The 20,392-nt window shown below is 36.2% G+C and carries 18 protein-coding genes; all 18 read left to right on the top strand.

The window, feature by feature from the left end:
• The first annotated feature begins 476 nt into the window (after positions 1-476).
• The 18 genes from spoIIE (at position 477) to lysS (ending at position 19,828) form a co-directional block, all read left to right on the top strand.
• Entirely contained in the window at positions 477-2,954 is a 2,478-nt protein-coding gene (spoIIE, locus tag ACWNMZ_RS02480; protein ID WP_251629297.1) for a stage II sporulation protein E, read from the top strand.
• A 130-nt stretch (positions 2,955-3,084) separates the two neighbouring features.
• Positions 3,085-3,819, top strand: a complete 735-nt coding sequence (locus ACWNMZ_RS02475; protein WP_031537143.1) for a vWA domain-containing protein — start codon at positions 3,085-3,087, stop codon at positions 3,817-3,819.
• Entirely contained in the window at positions 3,788-4,789 is a 1,002-nt protein-coding gene (locus tag ACWNMZ_RS02470; RefSeq protein WP_251629296.1) for a protein kinase domain-containing protein, read from the top strand. Before ACWNMZ_RS02475 ends, ACWNMZ_RS02470 begins: the two co-directional genes overlap by 32 nt.
• A 148-nt stretch (positions 4,790-4,937) precedes the next feature.
• Positions 4,938-6,323, top strand: coding sequence for a tRNA lysidine(34) synthetase TilS (tilS, locus tag ACWNMZ_RS02465; RefSeq protein ID WP_251629294.1), 1,386 nt, complete (start codon positions 4,938-4,940; stop codon positions 6,321-6,323).
• 22 nt (positions 6,324-6,345) lie between these two features.
• Positions 6,346-6,894 carry a hypoxanthine phosphoribosyltransferase gene (gene hpt / locus ACWNMZ_RS02460; protein ID WP_031537146.1) on the top strand — a complete coding sequence of 183 codons (549 nt, stop codon included), beginning with the start codon at positions 6,346-6,348 and terminating at the stop codon, positions 6,892-6,894.
• A gap of 106 nt (positions 6,895-7,000) precedes the next feature.
• Positions 7,001-8,911, top strand: coding sequence for an ATP-dependent zinc metalloprotease FtsH (gene ftsH / locus ACWNMZ_RS02455; RefSeq protein WP_251629292.1), 1,911 nt, complete (start codon positions 7,001-7,003; stop codon positions 8,909-8,911).
• 300 nt (positions 8,912-9,211) lie between these two features.
• Complete coding sequence (locus tag ACWNMZ_RS02450; RefSeq protein ID WP_031537148.1) at positions 9,212-9,988, top strand: type III pantothenate kinase; 777 nt, start codon at positions 9,212-9,214, stop codon at positions 9,986-9,988.
• Between the two features lie 78 nt (positions 9,989-10,066).
• Complete coding sequence (gene hslO / locus ACWNMZ_RS02445) at positions 10,067-10,945, top strand: Hsp33 family molecular chaperone HslO (protein WP_031537149.1); 879 nt, start codon at positions 10,067-10,069, stop codon at positions 10,943-10,945.
• A gap of 327 nt (positions 10,946-11,272) precedes the next feature.
• Positions 11,273-12,208, top strand: a complete 936-nt coding sequence (cysK, locus tag ACWNMZ_RS02440; protein WP_031537151.1) for a cysteine synthase A — start codon at positions 11,273-11,275, stop codon at positions 12,206-12,208.
• A gap of 167 nt (positions 12,209-12,375) precedes the next feature.
• On the top strand, positions 12,376-13,788 hold the full coding sequence (locus ACWNMZ_RS02435; RefSeq protein WP_035416381.1) for an anthranilate synthase component I family protein: 1,413 nt from the start codon (positions 12,376-12,378) through the stop codon (positions 13,786-13,788).
• Entirely contained in the window at positions 13,785-14,369 is a 585-nt protein-coding gene (pabA, locus tag ACWNMZ_RS02430) for an aminodeoxychorismate/anthranilate synthase component II (protein WP_031537153.1), read from the top strand. Before ACWNMZ_RS02435 ends, pabA begins: the two co-directional genes overlap by 4 nt.
• Before the next feature lies 1 nt (position 14,370).
• Positions 14,371-15,243, top strand: coding sequence for an aminodeoxychorismate lyase (pabC, locus tag ACWNMZ_RS02425; RefSeq protein ID WP_031537154.1), 873 nt, complete (start codon positions 14,371-14,373; stop codon positions 15,241-15,243).
• Positions 15,240-16,073 (top strand): dihydropteroate synthase, encoded by an 834-nt coding sequence (gene folP / locus ACWNMZ_RS02420; protein ID WP_031537155.1) that lies wholly within the window; start codon positions 15,240-15,242, stop codon positions 16,071-16,073. The genes pabC and folP overlap by 4 nt, the downstream gene beginning before the upstream one ends.
• Positions 16,066-16,431: a dihydroneopterin aldolase gene (folB, locus tag ACWNMZ_RS02415; protein WP_031537157.1), complete on the top strand. Its 366-nt coding sequence runs from the start codon at positions 16,066-16,068 to the stop codon at positions 16,429-16,431. The genes folP and folB overlap by 8 nt, the downstream gene beginning before the upstream one ends.
• A complete protein-coding gene (folK, locus tag ACWNMZ_RS02410) occupies positions 16,428-16,955 on the top strand; it encodes a 2-amino-4-hydroxy-6-hydroxymethyldihydropteridine diphosphokinase (RefSeq protein WP_031537158.1) in 528 nt (175 codons plus the stop codon). Before folB ends, folK begins: the two co-directional genes overlap by 4 nt.
• Entirely contained in the window at positions 16,904-17,119 is a 216-nt protein-coding gene (locus tag ACWNMZ_RS02405; RefSeq protein WP_031537159.1) for a helix-turn-helix domain-containing protein, read from the top strand. Before folK ends, ACWNMZ_RS02405 begins: the two co-directional genes overlap by 52 nt.
• Before the next feature lie 26 nt (positions 17,120-17,145).
• Entirely contained in the window at positions 17,146-18,147 is a 1,002-nt protein-coding gene (dusB, locus tag ACWNMZ_RS02400; protein ID WP_031537160.1) for a tRNA dihydrouridine synthase DusB, read from the top strand.
• 190 nt (positions 18,148-18,337) lie between these two features.
• Entirely contained in the window at positions 18,338-19,828 is a 1,491-nt protein-coding gene (gene lysS, locus ACWNMZ_RS02395; RefSeq protein ID WP_031537161.1) for a lysine--tRNA ligase, read from the top strand.
• Positions 19,829-20,392: the final 564 nt, after the last annotated feature.

Below are 20,392 nucleotides of genomic sequence, written 5' to 3'. Positions count from 1 at the left end.
ATTAACAAGACAATTAATATAATACAAATAAATAAATGTAATGTCAATAGGTTTTATTCATTTCTTTATTTGTTGGCAAATTTATATTTTATTGTATGGCTGTATTTAAATCTTTTTACATACGTATATAAAATGTAAAGCTGTAGGAACCACTATTATCGATGGATAACTAAAAAAACATATTGCATGAATTGACAAAAATAAGCAATAAATACAAAAAAGTAGGCAGATGAAAAGGTCTTATTTCTCCAAACGTACTTCAGTTAAAACCACTTTTTTTATGATGGAATAGCCTCTTTTCTATAAAAGTTTTCCAAATAACGGGCAAAAAGGAATGTATCGAATTTTGTAGCTCCTTAAAAAAATGAAGGAAAGAAGTCGAGCGAAAAGCTGGAACTGCTTCGTTATTTTGACAAACTTTTAAATAGCTACCTTCTATAATGTGGAGCAACGATACTTGATAGGGAGTGGAGTGTATGGAAAAAGTAGAAAGGGATATAATCGATCCGATTGGTGAGGTTGATTTTGGGAAGTCACGGGAAAGCTTCAGCTCAATTCTTCATAAATTTAATTCAAAATTGGAGAATTTTTTTTTAGTAAAAGGCTATTTGCTTTTAATCATTGGTTTCTTGCTTGGACGAGCCTTAATATTAGGACAGCTTACTCCTTTTGCTCTTCCATTTTTTGCAGCGGTGTATTTATCAAGGAAAGATAAAGCCCCACTTGCCCTCATTGGTTTAATTGCTGGTGCGGCTACTTTAGGAATAACGGAGGCGGCTACTAATTTTGTCTTGTCTTTCTTATTCTTGATAAGCTATAAGATTATTTTGAACTGGAAAAGTAAAGAACAACAACTCGTACCAGTATTTGTTTTTGGTCTTGTCTTTCTTGGTAGCTTAGTAAAAGTATATCTATTAACAAACGGTTTTACATGGTATGGAGGAATGTTATCGTTAGTAGAAGGAAGTCTTGGTTATATTCTTACATTAATCTTCTTACAAAGCTTACCATTACTCACCGTAAATAAAAGGAGACAAGCACTTAAAACAGAGGAAATTGTTTGTCTGATTATCATGCTAGCTTCTATTATGACTGGAACAATAGGATGGGCGGTCTATGGCTTATCCATTGAACATATTATGTCACGTTACTTAGTATTAGTATTTTCCTTTATTGCAGGGGCAACGATTGGCTCTACAGTTGGTGTGGTAACAGGGTTAATTTTTAGCCTGGCGAGTATTTCAAGTTTCTATCATATGAGTTTGCTCGCATTTTCTGGTCTTCTAGGTGGATTACTGAAAGAAGGGAAGAAAATTGGCGTGGCATTGGGATTATTTATTGCTACTCTTCTTATTGGAATGTACGGAGAAGATGGAGGCGTATTATCTGTTTCATTAATGGAAACAACAATAGCTGTTTTTCTATTCCTTCTCACACCAAGAAGTTTAACCTCTCGCATTGCAAAGCACATACCAGGAACAACAGAATATTCCCAAGAACAACAGCAATATATGAGAAAAATGAGAGATGTAACTGCCCAAAGAGTTTCTCAATTTTCTAATGTTTTTCAGGCTCTCTCCAATAGTTTTTCGTCTCCCAACATTAGTGAGATGGTGGAGGAGGAAGATAATGAGTTAGACTACTTTTTAAGTAATGTGACGGAAAAAACATGTCAGACATGTTTTCGAAAGGAATATTGCTGGGCTCGCAACTTTAATACAACCTATGATTATATGAAAGACATTATGACAGAAATGGCAGATTCAGGCGGAAATATTTCCCCCAATCTTTCGAGGGATTGGGATAAACATTGTACGAGATCGAAAAAGGTTAAGGATGCTATTCATCAGGAACTGGCACTGTACCAGGCCAACCAAAAATTAAAAAAACAGGTACAGGAAAGCAGAAAACTAGTTGCAGATCAATTACTTGGTGTATCAGAGGTTATGGGTGATTTTGCCAAAGAAATTCAAAGGGAAAGGGAAAATCATTATAAGCAGGAAGAACTAATATTAGAAGCTATTCAAGAATTTGGCATTCATATTGAAAATGTAGAGATATATAGTCTAGAACAGGGGAACGTAGATATCGATATAACCATCCCTTACAGCACTGGTTATGGTGAATGTGAGAAACTGATTGCACCGATGTTATCTGATATTCTTGGGGAAACAATTATTGTAAATAAGGAGGAGGTTGCTGAGTATTCCAATGATTATAGTCATGCAACATTCCGATCAGCCAAAGCTTATACGGTAGAAACTGGCGTTGCACATGCAGCAAAGGATGGGGGATTTATATCAGGTGATAGCTATTCAACGATTGAACTAGGTTTGGGGAAATATGCCATGGCAATAAGCGATGGAATGGGAAATGGAAAGCGTGCCCATGTAGAAAGTGAAGAGACACTACAATTATTGCAAAAAATTCTTCAATCAGGGATTGAAGAACAAGTGGCGATTAAATCGATTAATTCAATCCTTTCTTTACGAACAACAGATGAAATTTTTTCCACGTTAGATTTAGCAATGATTGATCTTCAAAATGCAGCTGTTAAATTTTTGAAGATAGGATCTACCCCAAGTTTTATTAAAAGAGGATCAAAAGTAATGAAAGTTCAGGCAAGCAATTTACCTATGGGCATTCTCCAAGAATTTGATGTAGATGTTGTTAGTGAACAATTAAAGGCTGGCGATTTGCTAATTATGATGAGTGATGGTGTTTTTGAAGGACCAAAACATGTAGAAAACTTTGAAATATGGATGAAGCGAAAAATCAAGGAGCTGAAAACAGAGAATCCCCAAGAGGTAGCAGACTTAATTATGGAGGAGGTTATACGATCTCGTTTAGGGTTAATTGAAGATGATATGACTGTTTTAGTGGCAAAGATTGATCATAATATTCCGAAGTGGGCATCTATTCCGGTAAAAGGTTTTAAGCAAGTAGCAAATTGAATTTGATAACTTATTTCCCTCCTTTTTAACAAATGAAACCTCTCCTCGGTTTCCCTTCTTAAAAAGGGTATAAATTCTTCCTTTTTCGTCGAGAATGGAACTAACTCACGAAGATGGAGGGGAGATATTTATGAAAACAGGTACGTTAAAGCAGGTTCTGCTTATTACAGATGGATGTTCTAATAAAGGAGAAGATCCAATTGCGATGGCAGCGTTAGCGAATGAACAAGGAATTACGGTTAATGTCATTGGAGTAATGGAACAAGATACAATTGACGAGCAGGGGATGAAGGAAATCGAAGGCATCGCACTTTCTGGAGGTGGTGTCAGCCAAATAGTATATGCGCAGCAATTAAGTCAGACTGTCCAAATGGTTACGAAAAAAGCAATGACTCAAACACTCCAAGGTGTAGTCAATAAAGAGCTTCAGCAAATATTAGGTTCCTCGAAAACAATGGAGGATCTTCCGCCGGAAAAGCGAGGAGAAGTAATGGAGGTTGTTGACGAACTAGGAGAGACAGTTGAACTTGAAGTATTGGTATTGCTAGATACAAGCGCTAGCATGAAGCATAAACTGCCAACTGTAAAAGAGGCTTTGCTTGATTTATCTCTAAGCTTGAATGCACGTTCTGGCGAGAATCGTTATTCAGTGTTTGTATTTCCCGGGAAAAAGAAAGATGTCGAGAAATTAATGGATTGGACTCCTCGTTTAGAATCACTAACCAGTATATTTCCGAAATTATCTACAGGAGGAATTACGCCAACTGGTCCAGCTTTAAAAGAAGCAGTCTATTACTTTAAGCATAAGCGCTCATTAAGGAGCTTGATTTCAAGTGATGATGAATACTTCGAAGAGTCCATTTAAAATAAACGGCGGTACGGTAGTAAAAGGAAAGTGGCATAACAAGCAATATACCATCTTGAAGGAGCTTGGCTATGGAGCAAATGGCACTGTTTTTTTAGCAGATTCCCGAATAGGAAAAGTTGCTTTAAAATTAAGCAACAATAGCGTATCTATAACTTCCGAAGTAAATGTATTGAAGTCCTTTGCAAAGGTCCAAGGTTATAGCCTTGGACCTTCTTTAATAGATGTGGATGATTGGGTAACAAATAAGGGGAATATCTCTTTTTATGTAATGGAATACATTAATGGACCTGATTTACTCGCCTTTATTCATAATAAGGAAGGTTCATGGATTGATGTACTAATGATCCAATTATTAAAAGATTTACAAGTTCTCCATGAAAACAACTGGGTTTTTGGAGATTTGAAGCCAGAGAATCTGATTATTACAGGACCACCTACGAAAATTAGATGTATTGATGTAGGCGGAACAACGATTATTGGAAGGGCAATTAAAGAATTTACAGAGTTCTTTGATAGAGGCTACTGGGGATTGGGAACCAGAAAGGCAGAGCCGAGCTATGATTTATTTGCAGTTGCTATGATTATGCTAAATATATATTATCCAAAGCGCTTTAATAAAACAGAAGGCGGAATAAAACAGCTACAAACGATGATTCGGCAAAAAAAAGGACTTCTTCGCTATGAAGGAATTCTTATAAAAGCATTAACGGGAAAATACCAAAGTGCAAAGGAAATGCGATTTGATTTATTGAAATTAACGAATGGTGGTAACACAAGTAGAAGGAAAGTAGTAGCTGGATCTCAAGCAAATATTTCTCGACAAGTAAAAGGACAAAACCTCCAAACTTCCAATACAAGAAGCAAAATGGTTAAAAAGAAGAAAAAAGCCGGTTGGATTGAATCTATGCTTATCATTATTCTTATTTCCATTTGTTACATTTTGTATATATATGGTCAATTAACTTGAAAAGAGGAATTTTAACAATTTTAGAGAATAGTCTTTGGTATCACTTTTAAAAAAGTGATATCCTTGACTATAGTAACTACAACCTCGGATGAAAAAGTAATAACCTGAGTGTTGCTAGAATAGTGATAGTGATAAGGAAGTAATTAGAATGTTTGAGGATCAAGTTTCGAATTATCTGCAAAGAAAAAATGTGACCCTAGAAGGAAAAAAAATCTTAGTTGGAGTATCGGGTGGACCTGATTCTTTAGCGCTTCTTCATTTTTTATGGACAAAGGAAGAAGCATGGAAAATCACTGTGTATGCCGGGCATGTCGATCATATGTTTCGAGGGGAGGAGTCGCTTAAAGAGGCTGAATTTGTGAAACTATTCTGTGAAGAAAGAAATATCCCTTTTTCTTGGGAAAGAATAAATTTGCCTGAGTTTATAAATAAAACAGGGATGAATTCACAAAAAGCTGCAAGAGAATGTAGGTATTCTTTCTATGAAAAAGTGATGAGGGAAAATAACGTAGATTATTTAGCACTAGGTCATCATGGTGATGATCAAATAGAAACAATTCTGATGCGATTAACGAGAGGGAGTTCAGGCAAAGCTAGAGCTGGTATCCCTTTTATACGTCCTTTTGGTACTGGACAAATTATTCGCCCCTTTTTATGTTTAGAAAGAGAGGATATGGAGGAATATTGTACAATACATAATCTAAATCCAAGAAGAGATCCAAGCAATGAAAAAGAAACATATAGTCGTAATAGATATAGAAAGTATGTTGTCCCCTTTTTAAAAAAAGAAAACATACATGCAGCAAGGCATTTTCAGCGATTTAGTGAAGATTTAGCAGATGATGAAGTCTATTTAATGAAGCAGGCAGAAGAAAAGCTTTCTTTTATATTAAATAAAAAAAGGAAAGAGGAAGTAGTAGTCGATATTAATCGATTTCTTTCAATAGCTATTCCTTTACAAAGAAGGTGTATTCAACTAATATTAAATTATCTCTATGACGAGATGCCTATTTCATTATCCGCATTACATACTGAGCAAATGATGATATTACTAAAGAGTCCTCATTCTTCTGGAAATATTGATCTCCCGAATGGTTTGAAAGTGAAAAAGTCGTATCATTCTCTTCATTTTCAGCTTAATTTTTCTCCAACAAAATCCTTTTATTATGAAATATCTAAAATGGGAGAGTTATTATTACCAAATGGGTACAATATTAAGGTAGAATATATAAACGGTGACTATCATACAGAAAGCGATTGTATTCTTTTGGATTCATCCTCTATTTCCTTTCCTCTTATTATCCGTACTAGAAGAGATGGCGATAGAATTCATTTGAAAGGGATGGATGGAAAGAAAAAAGTGAGCCGAATTTTTATCGATGAGAAGATTCCAATCCAGAAAAGAGAGAATTGGCCAATCATTACGGATAGTAACGGCAATATTCTTTGGATACCTGGACTAAAAAAATCGATATATTCTCATAGTAATACGAATAGTGGTAGTAATCTATTAATAACATATAAAAAGCAATGATCTTCTAGGGGGCACACAAGAAATGAAACACGATATTGAAAAAATATTGATATCTGAAGAAGAAATACAAGGAAAAATCAAAGATTTAGCTTTTCAACTTACAGAGGAATATCAAGATAAATTTCCTTTGGCAATAGGCGTATTAAAAGGAGCTATGCCCTTTATGGCTGATCTTTTAAAACGAGTGGATACATACCTGGAAATGGATTTTATGGATGTATCAAGTTATGGTAACTCTACTGTTTCTTCTGGAGAAGTAAAAATATTAAAGGATTTGGATACTTCAGTTGAAGGAAGAGACATACTAATTATTGAAGATATTATTGATAGTGGTCTAACATTAAGCTATCTTGTTGAGTTGTTCCGTTATCGAAAAGCAAAATCAATCAAAATTGTGACTCTTCTTGATAAACCTACTGGTAGAAAAACAGATCTTGAAGCAGATTATGTAGGATTTATAGTACCAGACGCTTTCGTAGTTGGCTATGGATTAGACTATGCAGAAAAGTACCGTAATCTACCTTACATTGGTGTTTTAAAGCCAGAAGTTTACTCAAGTGAAAGTGAATAAGGATATAGGAAAGGAATTGCAGTCTAGAAAGGGTAATTCCTTGAATTTACTTAATTTTCTATGTTACTATACTCTATAGTTTGTTTACCGTGGGAGGAGGTAAGGGATGAACCGTATTTTTCGTAATACCATTTTTTATTTATTAATATTTTTAGTAATTATCGGTGTGGTTAGTTTTTTCAATGGAAATAATCAGCCTACCAAGCATTTAACATATACTGAATTGATCAATCACCTTGAAGATGGTGATGTTGTTGAAATAACCCAGCAGCCAGAACGAGGCGTTCTTGAAATTCGAGGGAAATTAACTGGCTATAAGGAAAATGAAACATTTGTCTCTTATGTAACAAACAATGAAACAAATGCAGATGTGATCCTAAAAGCCGCTAAAGAAGGATCCAAAATCGATGTGCAGCCTGCACAAGAAACAAGTGGATGGATCACATTCTTTACTTCAATTATCCCGTTTGTGATTATTTTTATCTTATTCTTCTTCTTGCTCAACCAAGCCCAAGGTGGCGGTGGCGGCCGCGTAATGAACTTTGGTAAAAGTAAGGCAAAGCTTTACAATGAAGAAAAGAAAAAAGTTCGCTTTAATGATGTAGCGGGTGCTGATGAAGAAAAGCAAGAGCTAGTGGAAGTGGTGGAATTCTTAAAAGATCCACGTAAATTTGCTGAGCTAGGTGCTAGAATTCCAAAAGGTGTTCTTCTTAACGGACCTCCAGGAACAGGTAAAACATTACTTGCAAGAGCAGTTGCTGGGGAAGCTGGTGTACCTTTCTTCTCTATCAGTGGTTCTGATTTCGTAGAAATGTTCGTTGGGGTTGGGGCTTCTCGTGTTCGTGATTTATTTGAAAATGCGAAGAAAAATGCTCCATGTATTATCTTTATTGATGAGATAGATGCAGTTGGTCGTCAACGTGGTGCTGGTTTAGGTGGAGGACACGATGAACGTGAACAAACATTAAACCAACTTTTAGTTGAAATGGATGGATTCGGTGCAAACGAAGGTATTATTATTATTGCTGCTACAAACCGTCCTGATATTTTAGACCCTGCCCTGTTACGTCCAGGTCGTTTTGACCGTCAAATTACTGTAGATAGACCAGATGTTAATGGTCGTGAGGCAGTCTTACGTGTACATGCTCGTAACAAGCCTTTAGATGAATCTGTAGATTTAAAAAGCATCGCTCAGCGTACTCCAGGGTTCTCTGGTGCTGATTTAGAAAATCTTCTGAATGAAGCAGCTCTTGTTGCAGCAAGATCTGATAAGAAAAAGATTGATATGGAAGACATGGATGAAGCGACAGATCGTGTTATTGCTGGACCTTCTAAGAAAAGCCGTGTTGTTTCTAAAAAAGAAAGAAATATTGTTTCATACCATGAAGCGGGTCATACGATTATCGGTGTTGTATTAGATGAAGCAGATATGGTTCATAAAGTAACAATTGTACCAAGAGGTCAAGCTGGTGGATATGCTGTTATGCTTCCTAAGGAAGATCGTTTCTTAATGACAAAGCAAGAGCTTCTTGATAAGATTACGGGTTTACTTGGTGGTCGTGTTGCGGAGGATATCGTATTTGGCGAAGTAAGTACTGGAGCACATAATGATTTCCAACGAGCTACAGGCATTGCTCGCAAAATGGTGACAGAATATGGGATGAGTGATAAACTTGGACCATTGCAGTTTGGTCAAGTACAAAGCCAAGTGTTCCTTGGTAGAGATTTAAATAATGAACAAAACTATTCTGATGCTATTGCATACGAAATAGATTTAGAAATCCAAAAAATCATTAAAGAGTGTTATGAAAGAGCGAAACAAATTCTTACAGAAAACCGTGAGAAATTGAACCTAATCGCCGAAACACTTCTGGAAATAGAGACATTGGATGCTGAACAAATCAATAGCCTTTACAAAGATGGTGTCTTACCTGATCGTACGATTAAAGCTGATACGACTTTAGGTTCAGATGATGTGAAGGTAAATATTAACAAAAAAGATGACCGAAACGAGTAATTGTTCATCTAGGAAAGGGTACGCGTAAAGCGTACCCTTTTTTTGTCTGTATCGTAAAATATAAAAATAGCTTTTATAAGCAACCGTTGCTTTACACTTTGTCTCTTTCCTGTTGTGTGTTATGATATGTCCAGTATTGGAAAAGACCGTTTATTTATGGCTTTAGGAAAGTGAGTTCTTTGTATGGTGCTTTTCTAGAAAAGCACTTTCTCAGGGCTATAGAATTTAGATGATATAGTAAGCAGAGCTATATGAAATGGGATTTTACCGAATGAAATTAATAAAAAAGTGGTGACCATAATGATTTTTGTCTTTGATATTGGAAATACAAATATAGTATTAGGTGTATATGATAAGGAAGAATTAAAGCATCATTGGAGAATTGAAACGAATCGTTATAAAACGGAAGATGAATATGGTATGATTATTAAATCTTTATTCGACCATGTTGGTTTAACCTTTTCCGATATTACTGGGATCGTTATTTCATCTGTTGTTCCTCCTATCATGTTTTCTTTGGAAAGAATGTGCCAAAAGTATTTTCAGTTGAAACCGTTAGTGGTTGGTCCAGGAACGAAAACAGGTTTAAACATAAAGTATGATAATCCTAAGGAAGTAGGAGCGGACCGCATTGTCAACGCAGTCGCGGCGATACATGAATATGGAAGTCCGTTGATTGTGGTAGATTTCGGTACAGCTACAACTTTCTGCTATATAAATGAGCAAAAGCAATATATGGGTGGAGCGATAGCACCAGGAATTAATATTGCTACAGAGGCTCTGTATTCTAAAGCGGCTAAACTGCCGAGGATTGAAATCGCACGTCCTGAGGGGGTTATTGGTAAAAATACCGTTTCTGCCATGCAATCAGGGATTCTTTTCGGCTATGTAGGGCAGGTTGAAGGGATTGTTAAGAGAATGAAAGAAGAAAGTGCAGTTCAGCCTAAAGTCATTGCTACAGGAGGATTAGCAAATCTTATAGCAAAAGAATCAAACATTATTGATGAAATTGATCCGTTTCTTACATTAAAGGGATTACAGCTTATTTATAAAAAAAATAAGGATACACTAAAATAAACAGAGAAGTTCATACTTGAGCTATTTAACGGAATAATGAATCCGTTGATTAATTGCTAGAAGACAAAGGAGTAAATTATGAGTGATTATTTAGTAAAAGCGTTAGCGTTTGATGGGGAAGTTCGTGCGTATGCAGTAAGAAGTACAGAAACAGTAGGAGAAGGTCAAAGAAGACACCATACTTGGCCAACTGCTTCCGCTGCTTTAGGTAGATCTTTAACAGCAACAGCGATGCTAGGAGCTATGCTTAAAGGAGATCAAAAATTAACGGTAAAAATCAATGGTGGTGGACCAATTGGTCTTATTCTGGTAGATGGTAATGCAAAAGGAGAGGTGCGTGGATATGTTAGCAACCCTCAAGTGCATTTTGACTTAAATGAGCATGGAAAATTAGATGTAAGAAGAGCTGTTGGAACAGAAGGGACATTGTCAGTTGTAAAAGATATCGGGATGCGTGATTACTTTACAGGGCAAGTTCCAATCGTTTCTGGAGAGCTTGGAGAAGATTTTACTTATTATCTATTTAATTCTGAACAGGTACCATCTTCTGTTGGAGTAGGAGTATTAGTGAATCCAGATAATAGTATCTTGGCTGCTGGAGGTTTTATTATTCAATTAATGCCTGGTGCGCAAGATGAAACGATTACGAAGATTGAAAAACGATTGAGTGAAATTCCGCCAATATCTAAATTAATTGAAAAAGGCTTAACTCCAGAGGAACTTCTTGAAGAAATTTGTGGGCAGGACAATGTAAAAGTAATCGAAAAAATGCCCATTTCGTTTACATGTACATGCTCAAAAGAGAGATTTTCTCATGCAATAATCAGTTTAGGCCAAGCGGAAATTGAAGATATAATTAAAACAGATGGTCAAGCAGAAGCAGAATGTCATTTCTGTAATGAGAAATATATATTCGCTAAAGAAGAATTAGAAAAAATGCTAGAAGAAGCAAAGTAAGAAACTAAGATTAGGCAGTCTCAAAGAATGGTTTGCTAAAAATCATATCTGGAGGCTGTTTTTTTATGTTTATAAAGGTAGTATGGTGAACGGTGTCGTTTTATAAATAGTAAAGTAGGATAAAAACATATATTGCTGGAGGAGAGAGCGACAAAGATGCCTTTAATAGATGAGGTATTGCGAAAATTTCTACAATAACGTTGCGTATGTTTGAATGATTAATTTTCGGAAAATACAAACATATTGATTGACAAATGATGGTGTTATTTGATAAATTAATATTATAAAACCAATTAAAATACTCGGAATAATAAGGGGAGATAGAAAATGTCAAAAATCGCAAATTCTGTAGTCGATCTTATCGGTGGAACACCTATTGTTAAATTAAACCGTTTAGTAGAAGATGAGTCCAGTGCAGACGTTTATTTAAAATTAGAATACATGAACCCAGGCAGCAGTGTAAAAGACCGTATTGCGCTTGCAATGATTGAAGCAGCTGAAAAAAGTGGGGACTTAAAGGCTGGCAGCACAATTATTGAGCCTACTAGCGGAAATACAGGAATTGGTCTTGCTATGGTCGCTGCAGCAAAAGGTTATCGTGCGATTTTAGTTATGCCAGAAACAATGAGTATGGAACGCCGGAGATTATTGAAAGCTTACGGAGCTGAATTAGTATTAACACCGGGACCAGAAGGTATGGGTGGAGCTATTCGTAAAGCAGAGGAATTAGCAAAAGAAAACGGCTATTTTATCCCGCAACAATTTAAAAATATTTCTAATCCTGAAGTACATAGATTAACAACAGGACCAGAAATAATTGATGCTTTCGGTGACGAAGGTTTAGATGCGTTTATTGCTGGTATTGGTACAGGCGGAACAATCACTGGTGCTGGGGAAGTATTAAAGGAAAAATATAAAGATATCAAAATTTATGCAGTAGAGCCTGCTGATTCTCCTGTTTTATCAGGCGGTAAGCCAGGTCCTCATAAAATTCAAGGTATCGGTGCTGGGTTTGTTCCAGATATTCTAAATAGTGAAGTGTATGAAGGGATTATTCAAGTTTCGACAGAACAAGCATTTGAGTATGCTCGTCGTGCAGGGAAGGAAGAAGGTGTGTTAGGCGGTATTTCTTCTGGTGCGGCTATTTATGCCGCTTTACAAGTAGCGAAAGAGTTAGGAAAAGGGAAAAAAGTATTAGCAATTATCCCAAGTAACGGAGAACGCTACCTAAGCACACCTCTTTATCAGTTTGATGAAGAATAAGCATAAAAGTTAAAAAGTAAAATGCCTCCCTTCAAGGGGGCTTTTTTGCTTTTTTATATAAAAAGTAGTATTAAAAAATTGCGTAAATAGATACGTGATTTTTTTGTATTTTACTTTATGTATCCTGTATGATGAGAACAGATAAATGTTGAAGGAGAGAAACCTGATTGAAGAATTACAAGATATATAGTAAGACGATTTCTCTGACATATGAGCAGTTCTTTAAGCAATTTTTATCCCTTGCGGAAGGTGAATCACATTATGTTTTATTAGAAAGCGGTCGCGGTGGAAGGTATAGCATTGGTGCTTTTTCACCAGTTGTAAAAATGATCGGTAGATATCATCGTTTAGAAGTGATAGATGAGCAGGGAACTAGATTCATCAAAGGGAATCCACTTCATGCAATAAAAGAAGTAATGAATCAATATGTTGTTGAGTCTAAATCGGAGCTACCTGATTTTCAAGGGGGTGCGCTTGGGTTTATTAGTTACGATTATATTCGGTATATCGAAAAAATTCCTAACCAGACAAAGGATGACTTAAATATTCCTGATGTATTCTTTTTATTATTTGAAGAGTGGTTTACTTATGATCATGAAGAAAATAAGCTATGGATTTCTGGTTTATATGTAGAAGATCAGCTAGCTTTCATTCAGGATAAAATAAAAACCTATGCAAAGGGATGGGCAGAAGAGAATAAAACCGAATATCCGCATGGGAATATTGGGAAATCTGAGGGTCTGAAGGTATCGATTGAAGATAATGAATTCCAACAATCCGTTCGCAAGATTCAGCAATATATTTCCGCGGGAGACGCATTCCAAGTTAACTTATCCGTTCGGCAAGCCAAGCCTTTGCATGTATCTGCGCTCGAGGTCTACAGACAACTGAGGGTTTTGAATCCTTCTCCATACATGGGCTATTTCCATACACCAGAGTTTCAGTTAGTAAGTGGTTCACCAGAGCTTCTAGTTAAAAAGAAGGGACAGGAAGTGAGTACACGACCGATAGCTGGAACGCGATCACGGGGGGAAAACGATGCTGAGGATATAGCTCTTGCTAATGAATTGATGGAGAGTGAAAAAGAAAGAGCAGAGCATGTGATGCTAGTCGACCTAGAAAGAAATGATTTAGGAAGAGTATGTGCATATGGGAGTGTTCAAGTAGACGAATTTATGGTAATCGAAAAGTATTCCCATGTGATGCATATTGTATCTAATGTAAAAGGAAAGCTTTCAGAAGAAAAAGATGAGTACGATCTCATTGATAGCATGTTTCCAGGTGGAACGATTACAGGTGCACCGAAGATACGAACGATGGAAATTATTGAAGAACTAGAGCCAGTTCGACGTGGACCGTATACTGGTTCTTTAGGGTGGATTGGTTATAATCATGATGTAGAGCTAAATATTATGATACGGACGATGCTGGTGAAGGAAAACCGAGCATATGTTCAAGCCGGTGCAGGAATTGTGATCGATTCCATCCCTGCAAATGAATACAAAGAATCGATGAAAAAGGCTAGGGCACTCTGGAATGCGAAAGAATTAGCTGAAGAGAAATTGGGTGGCAGCAAATGATATATATGATTGATAACTATGATTCTTTCACTTATAACCTTGTGCAATACCTAGGATCATTAGGGCAAGAATTAAAAGTGAAAAGAAATGATGAAACCTCTTTAGAGGAAATAAAAAAAGAAAATCCGGCATATTTGATGATTTCTCCAGGACCGTGTAGTCCTAATGAAGCAGGGATAAGTTTAGAGGCAATTCAATCCTTTGCTGGTGATATGCCAATCTTTGGAGTATGTTTGGGTCATCAAGCAATTGGACAGGTTTTTGGAGGGGAGGTTGTACAAGCAGCAAATTTAATGCATGGAAAAACCTCTCTCATTTATCATGATAATAAAACGATTTTTCAAGGCTTACCTAACCCTTTTTCCGCTACACGTTATCATTCCTTGATTGTGAAAAAGGAGACATTGCCTTCTTGTTTAGAAATCTCTGCTTGGACAAAGGAAGGAGAAATCATGGGGATTAGACATAAAGAACTTCCAGTTGAAGGGGTGCAGTTTCATCCAGAATCAATTATGACAGAGATTGGTATGGAGTTATTGGAAAATTTTATTCAATATTATAAAGAAGGAAGTAAGAAATAAAATGTTTATGTACATAAACGGGCAGGTTGTTAGCGAGGAAGAAGCGGCTATCTCTGTTTTTGACCATGGCTTTATATATGGACTAGGCTTATTTGAAACATTTCGTGTATATGAGGGACATCCTTTTCTATTAGATGACCATCTTTGCAGGTTAAATGAAGGTTTAAAAGAGATGAACATCCAATTATCTTTTGAAAGAGAAGAAGTGGTCGCTATTATTCAAAGTCTATTGAAAAAAAACAATATTAATAATGCTTATATTCGCTGGAATGTTTCAGCTGGAAATGGAATGATAGGACTTCAAACAGATCCATATTTAGAACCAAATACAATCGTGTATATAAAACCCCTTCCACCAGCAAATGGGATGCCGGAAAAAATAGGACAGGTAGTGACGATTCCAAGAAATACACCAGAAGGGGTTTTTCGCTTAAAATCTCATCATTTTTTTAATAATATCTTGGCGAAGCGAGAGATTGGTGCAGATATGACAATCGAAGGATTTTTTTTAACAAAAGAAGGCTATGTTGCTGAAGGAATAACTTCCAATCTTTTTTGGGTTATCAATGAAGTGCTTTATACTCCTAGCCTGCAAGCTGGTATATTAAATGGAATTACGAGACAGTTTGTTTTAAGCCTTGCAAAGAGCATGGGTTTAGTAGTAAAAGAGGGGATGTTTCCGTTGGTTATGCTTGCAGGTGCAGAAGAAGTATTTGCAACGAATTCTATTCAGGAAATCATCCCAATAAAAAAAATAGATGGATATGACTATAAAGGAGTAGAAGGCAAGGTTGTTGCTAAGCTTTATAAGGAATATAGAAAGCATTCCACTCAATTATGGTCGAAAGAAGAGCTAGGAGGAATAAAGGAATGATAAATAAAATAGCATGTGGTCCGTACACATTGGATTTTGAACAAAAAACAATGGTAATGGGTATTTTAAATGTAAATCCTGATTCCTTTTCTGATGGCGGTAAATTTAACAAAGTTGAAACAGCATTAAACCACGCTCGTCAGATGGTAGAGGATGGGGCGGATATTATCGATATCGGCGGAGAATCTACAAGACCTGGCTATACAGAAATTTCAATCGAAGAAGAATTAGAGCGAGTAATTCCTATTATTGAGCGATTAACGGGAGAGGTAGATGTTCCTTTATCAATTGATACATATAAAGGAGAAGTAGCGAGACAGGCTTTGCAAGCAGGAGCGCATATTATCAATGATATATGGGGAGCAAAAAGAGACCCAAAAATGGCGTCCGTTGCAGCTGAATTTCAAGCTCCAATTATTTTAATGCATAATAGGGATAATCTTAACTACTCGTCTTTTTTAGAAGAGGTAGTAGCTGACTTGCAGGATAGTATTGAGATTGCAAAGGCAGCGGGGGTCCCTTTTGATAATATTATTCTTGATCCAGGTATTGGCTTCGCGAAGGATTTAAACAGAAACATAGAAATGATGCGCGGGTTAGATAAGCTTGTTGATATGGGGTATCCTGTGCTGCTTGCAACTTCAAGAAAATCATTGATTGGGAATGTGTTAAATTTACCTGTAACGGAAAGAGTAGAAGGAACAGGGGCTACTATTTGCTATGGTATTCAAAAAGGATGCCATATTATTCGTGTCCATGATGTGAAAGAAATGACACGCATGGCTCGTATGATGGATGCTTTAATGGGAAAGGGAGAATACGGTGGATAAGATAATATTAAACCAAATGGAGTTCTATGGATATCATGGAGTATTTAAAGAAGAGAATAAGTTAGGTCAGCGTTTTATCGTAGATTTACAAGTAGAAGTGGATTTAGCGAAGGCTGGAGAAACAGATGACTTACAATATTCGGTTAATTATGGCCAGCTTTTCTTTGACGTGAAGGAAATTGTTGAAGGTAAGCCATATCAATTAATAGAAGCAGTTGCAGAAAATATAGCAAAGAAGCTTTTGGTATCTTATTCCCTTATTGAAAGTATTACCGTTCGTATTATTAAACCAGATCCTCCAATTCCAGGTCATTATAAATCGGTTGCTGTTGAAATTACGAGGAGCAGAAAAGGATGAATAATGTTTACTTATCATTAGGCTCAAATATAGGCAATCGATTGGAATACTTACGCGAGGCTGTACAAATGCTTCATAATCATAAGCAAATTAAAGTGGTAAACATTTCCTCTGTTTATGAGACCGACCCAGTAGGATATGAGGAACAAGCACTATTTTTGAATATTGTTGTACAGATTGAAACATCATTAAATCCTTCTTCGGTATTAGAGAAATGCCAAAGTATCGAAAACGAACTTGGGAGAAAAAGGATAATTCGATGGGGTCCTAGAACAATAGACCTTGACATTTTATTGTATAATCACGAAAATATAGTATCAGATAAGCTAATAATTCCACATCCGAGAATAGAAGAGCGAGCATTTGTTTTAGTTCCGCTAATAGAAATTGCTCCAGACATAAAGTTACCGAATAAATCAATGCGTTTAAAAGAAAGTTTGAAGCTTTTGCCAGATAGAGAAGGAGTAAGGGTATGGAAACAACAGAAAAATGGGGAAGACGTATTCGAGCTTTTCGAAAGCTAAAAGGATATACACAGGAAAGTCTAGCAAAAGAGCTACTTGTTTCTGTTTCTATTTTAGGGGAGATTGAACGAGGTAATCGTATGCCTTCGGAAGAGATGATTGATTCTATTGTAGGTGTGCTAAAGATAACAAGAGAAGAATTAGATCCACATCAAAGTAAATAAGCACTGCCCATCAAGGAGGTAAAAGTTTGTTTAAAATAGGAAATGTTGAAATAAGCAACCGTGTTGTACTTGCACCAATGGCAGGAATTTCAAATTCTGCATTTCGTTTAACAGTGAAAGAATTTGGAGCTGGTCTTGTTTGTGCGGAGATGATAAGTGATAAAGGGATTGTTTTAAAGAATAAGAAAACGATGGATATGCTTTATATAGACGAGCGGGAAAACCCATTAAGCTTACAAATTTTTGGTGGAGAAAAAGAAACGCTAGTGGAAGCGGCACAATTTGTTGATAAAAATACCAATGCGGATATTATCGATATTAATATGGGCTGTCCTGTGCCGAAGATTACAAAATGTGATGCGGGTGCTAGATGGTTGTTGGATCCAGATAAAATCTATGATATGGTTTCTGCGGTTGTAGAAAATGTAGATAAACCAGTAACGGTCAAAATGCGTATGGGATGGGATGAAGACCATATATATGCGGTTAGAAATGCTCAGGCGGTTGAAAAGGCAGGCGGAGCAGCCGTTGCATTGCATGGTCGCACGCGTGTTCAATTATATGAAGGAACAGCAAATTGGGATATTATCCGTGAAGTAAAACAATCGATTAATATTCCTTTATTGGGAAATGGCGATGTGAAAACACCCCTAGATGCGAAAAAAATGTTAGATGAGACGGGCTGTGATGGGGTAATGATTGGGAGAGCAGCACTAGGGAATCCGTGGATGATTTATAGTACAGTTAAGTATTTAGAAACTGGAAAATTAGTGGGTGATCCATCTGTTCGCGAGAAGATAGATGTGTGTATTCTTCATCTGGATCGTTTAATTAGCCTAAAAGGTGAGTATGTAGCAGTTAGAGAAATGCGAAAACATGCTGCGTGGTACTTAAAAGGTATAAAAGGAAATGCAAAAGCAAGGACTGCGGTTAATCAATGTGAAACAAGAGAGCAGTTAGTAACATTATTAAATGCACTAGTATTAGAAGTGGAAGCGAAAGAACAAACCGAAATCCAAGTAGGTTAATTTTTAAGGTAACTGTTTAAATTTCCTGTAATATGTGCAAAAATAAAGCTGTTGGATAAAAATCTGACAGTTTTTTTTCTTTTTTAGTGTCTGTAAACGTGACATTGTGTAGAATAATAAAGTATGTATAAAATTGAACGATTCCTTTTTTAGGTGATCATACATAAAAAGATAGTGGAGATGATTAAGCATGAGTCATGATGAATTAAACTTAAATGACCAATTACTAGTGAGACGTAACAAAATGAATGAGTTACGCGAACAAGGAATAGATCCGTTTGGTAAACGTTTTGATAGAACTCATTTATCTGAAGGGTTAAAAAAACAATATGAATCTCTAGAGAAAGAAGAGCTAGAGGAAAAAAATATTACTGTAACAATTGCTGGTAGAGTAATGACGAAAAGAGGAAAAGGAAAAGCAGGGTTTGCTCATATTCAAGATCTTGAAGGACAAATTCAACTATATGTTCGTAAAGACAATGTAGGAGAAGAGCAATATGCTATTTTCAACGCTGTAGACTTAGGAGATATCGTTGGTGTTGAGGGTGTTTTATTTAAAACAAATGTAGGGGAGCTTTCCGTTAAAGTAAAAGATTTCACGCTACTTACAAAAGCGTTGCGCCCGTTACCGGATAAATTCCATGGTTTAAAAGATATTGAACAACGTTATCGTCAACGTTATTTAGATTTAATTTCAAGTGAAGAAAGTAAGCATACATTTATTCTTCGCAGTAAAATTATTCAATCTATGCGCCGTTATTTAGACAGCCACGGTTATTTAGAAGTAGAAACACCGATGATGCATTCCATTGCAGGAGGAGCATCTGCACGTCCTTTTATAACACATCATAATGCGTTAGATATGCCTTTATATATGCGTATAGCTATTGAACTTCACCTTAAAAGATTAATAGTTGGTGGGTTAGAAAAAGTATATGAAATTGGTCGTGTATTCCGTAATGAAGGTGTATCAACAAGACATAATCCAGAATTTACAATGATTGAGCTTTATGAAGCATATGCTGATTATCGTGATATTATGAGTCTTACAGAAAATTTAGTAGCTCATATTGCACAAGAAATCCATGGTTCTACTACAGTAGCATATGGAGATTATCAAGTCGATTTGAAGCCAGAATGGACAAGACTTCATATGGTAGATGCAATTAAGCAATACACAGGTGTAGATTTCTGGCCGGAGATGAGTGTAGAAGAGGCAAGAAAATTAGCTAAAGAGAATAATATAGAGATTAATGATAATATGACATATGGCCATATTGTTAATGAGTTCTTCGAGCAAAGAGTAGAAGAAAAATTAATTCAGCCTACATTCATTTACGGACATCCGTTAGAAATTTCGCCATTAGCGAAGAAGAATGAGGAAGACCCTCGTTTTACAGATCGATTTGAATTATTCATCGTAGGAAGAGAGCATGCGAATGCCTTCACTGAATTAAATGATCCAATTGATCAAAGAGAAAGATTTGAAGCACAATTAAAAGAGCGTGAGCAAGGAAATGATGAAGCACACTTAATGGATGAGGATTTTGTAGAGGCTTTAGAATATGGAATGCCTCCTACAGGTGGGTTAGGAATCGGCATTGACCGTCTTGTTATGCTGTTAACTAATTCTCCTTCTATAAGAGACGTGTTATTATTCCCGTTAATGAGACATCGTTAATACAGAGACGTGGTACCTGCAGAAAGGTACCACGTTTTTTATTTTCTTTAAATAGTTGTTATGTTCGACTTCTAATATCTATTGATTCGCACAATGTCATGTAATAGAAGTGGTAGGGGTAGTGCGGGTTAGGGAAGAGGTAAGGAGTCAAATTAAAGTAGACAATACACTATAGAAGATAGTAAAAGCGAAGGGGGGGGTTAAGAGCGGTATTTGTAGAGTATTTACTGTTATTTTAAAAGATTTATAAGAATTAACGTGTAATCAAATAATAAGAATATTTTTTCTTTTAAAAAGTAGTTGCATAGAGTATGAAACGGTGGTATATTAATATTCGTTGCTGAAACAAGCAATGATGAAAGAAAAAAGAAATTTAAAAAAATGTTGACTTCGAGAATGACTTCTGATAATATTAAAAAGTCGCCGATGACGACGTGAAACAAATTGCTCTTTGAAAACTGAACAAACAAACGTCAACAATAATCGTTTTATAACGAATGTTATAGAATGACAACAAGTAATAAAAAGCTAGAGTTTAGCAATGAGCTAATCAACTCTTTATTG

The sequence above is a fragment of the Niallia sp. Marseille-Q9988 genome (genome assembly GCF_976954375.1).
Note: the sequence above shows the minus strand (reverse complement) of the source record. Positions and strands in the feature narration are given on the sequence as shown.

Excerpts from the sequence above, each read along its gene's own strand:
- spoIIE (WP_251629297.1), top strand. The coding sequence starts at position 477 with ATGGAAAAAGTAGAAAGGGATATAATCGATCCGATTGGTGAGGTTGAT.
- ACWNMZ_RS02475 (WP_031537143.1), top strand. The coding sequence starts at position 3,085 with ATGAAAACAGGTACGTTAAAGCAGGTTCTGCTTATTACAGATGGATGT.
- tilS (WP_251629294.1), top strand. The coding sequence starts at position 4,938 with ATGTTTGAGGATCAAGTTTCGAATTATCTGCAAAGAAAAAATGTGACC.
- hpt (WP_031537146.1), top strand. The coding sequence starts at position 6,346 with ATGAAACACGATATTGAAAAAATATTGATATCTGAAGAAGAAATACAA.
- ftsH (WP_251629292.1), top strand. The coding sequence starts at position 7,001 with ATGAACCGTATTTTTCGTAATACCATTTTTTATTTATTAATATTTTTA.
- ACWNMZ_RS02450 (WP_031537148.1), top strand. The coding sequence starts at position 9,212 with ATGATTTTTGTCTTTGATATTGGAAATACAAATATAGTATTAGGTGTA.
- hslO (WP_031537149.1), top strand. The coding sequence starts at position 10,067 with ATGAGTGATTATTTAGTAAAAGCGTTAGCGTTTGATGGGGAAGTTCGT.
- cysK (WP_031537151.1), top strand. The coding sequence starts at position 11,273 with ATGTCAAAAATCGCAAATTCTGTAGTCGATCTTATCGGTGGAACACCT.
- pabA (WP_031537153.1), top strand. The coding sequence starts at position 13,785 with ATGATATATATGATTGATAACTATGATTCTTTCACTTATAACCTTGTG.
- pabC (WP_031537154.1), top strand. The coding sequence starts at position 14,371 with ATGTTTATGTACATAAACGGGCAGGTTGTTAGCGAGGAAGAAGCGGCT.
- folP (WP_031537155.1), top strand. The coding sequence starts at position 15,240 with ATGATAAATAAAATAGCATGTGGTCCGTACACATTGGATTTTGAACAA.
- folK (WP_031537158.1), top strand. The coding sequence starts at position 16,428 with ATGAATAATGTTTACTTATCATTAGGCTCAAATATAGGCAATCGATTG.
- ACWNMZ_RS02405 (WP_031537159.1), top strand. The coding sequence starts at position 16,904 with ATGGAAACAACAGAAAAATGGGGAAGACGTATTCGAGCTTTTCGAAAG.
- lysS (WP_031537161.1), top strand. The coding sequence starts at position 18,338 with ATGAGTCATGATGAATTAAACTTAAATGACCAATTACTAGTGAGACGT.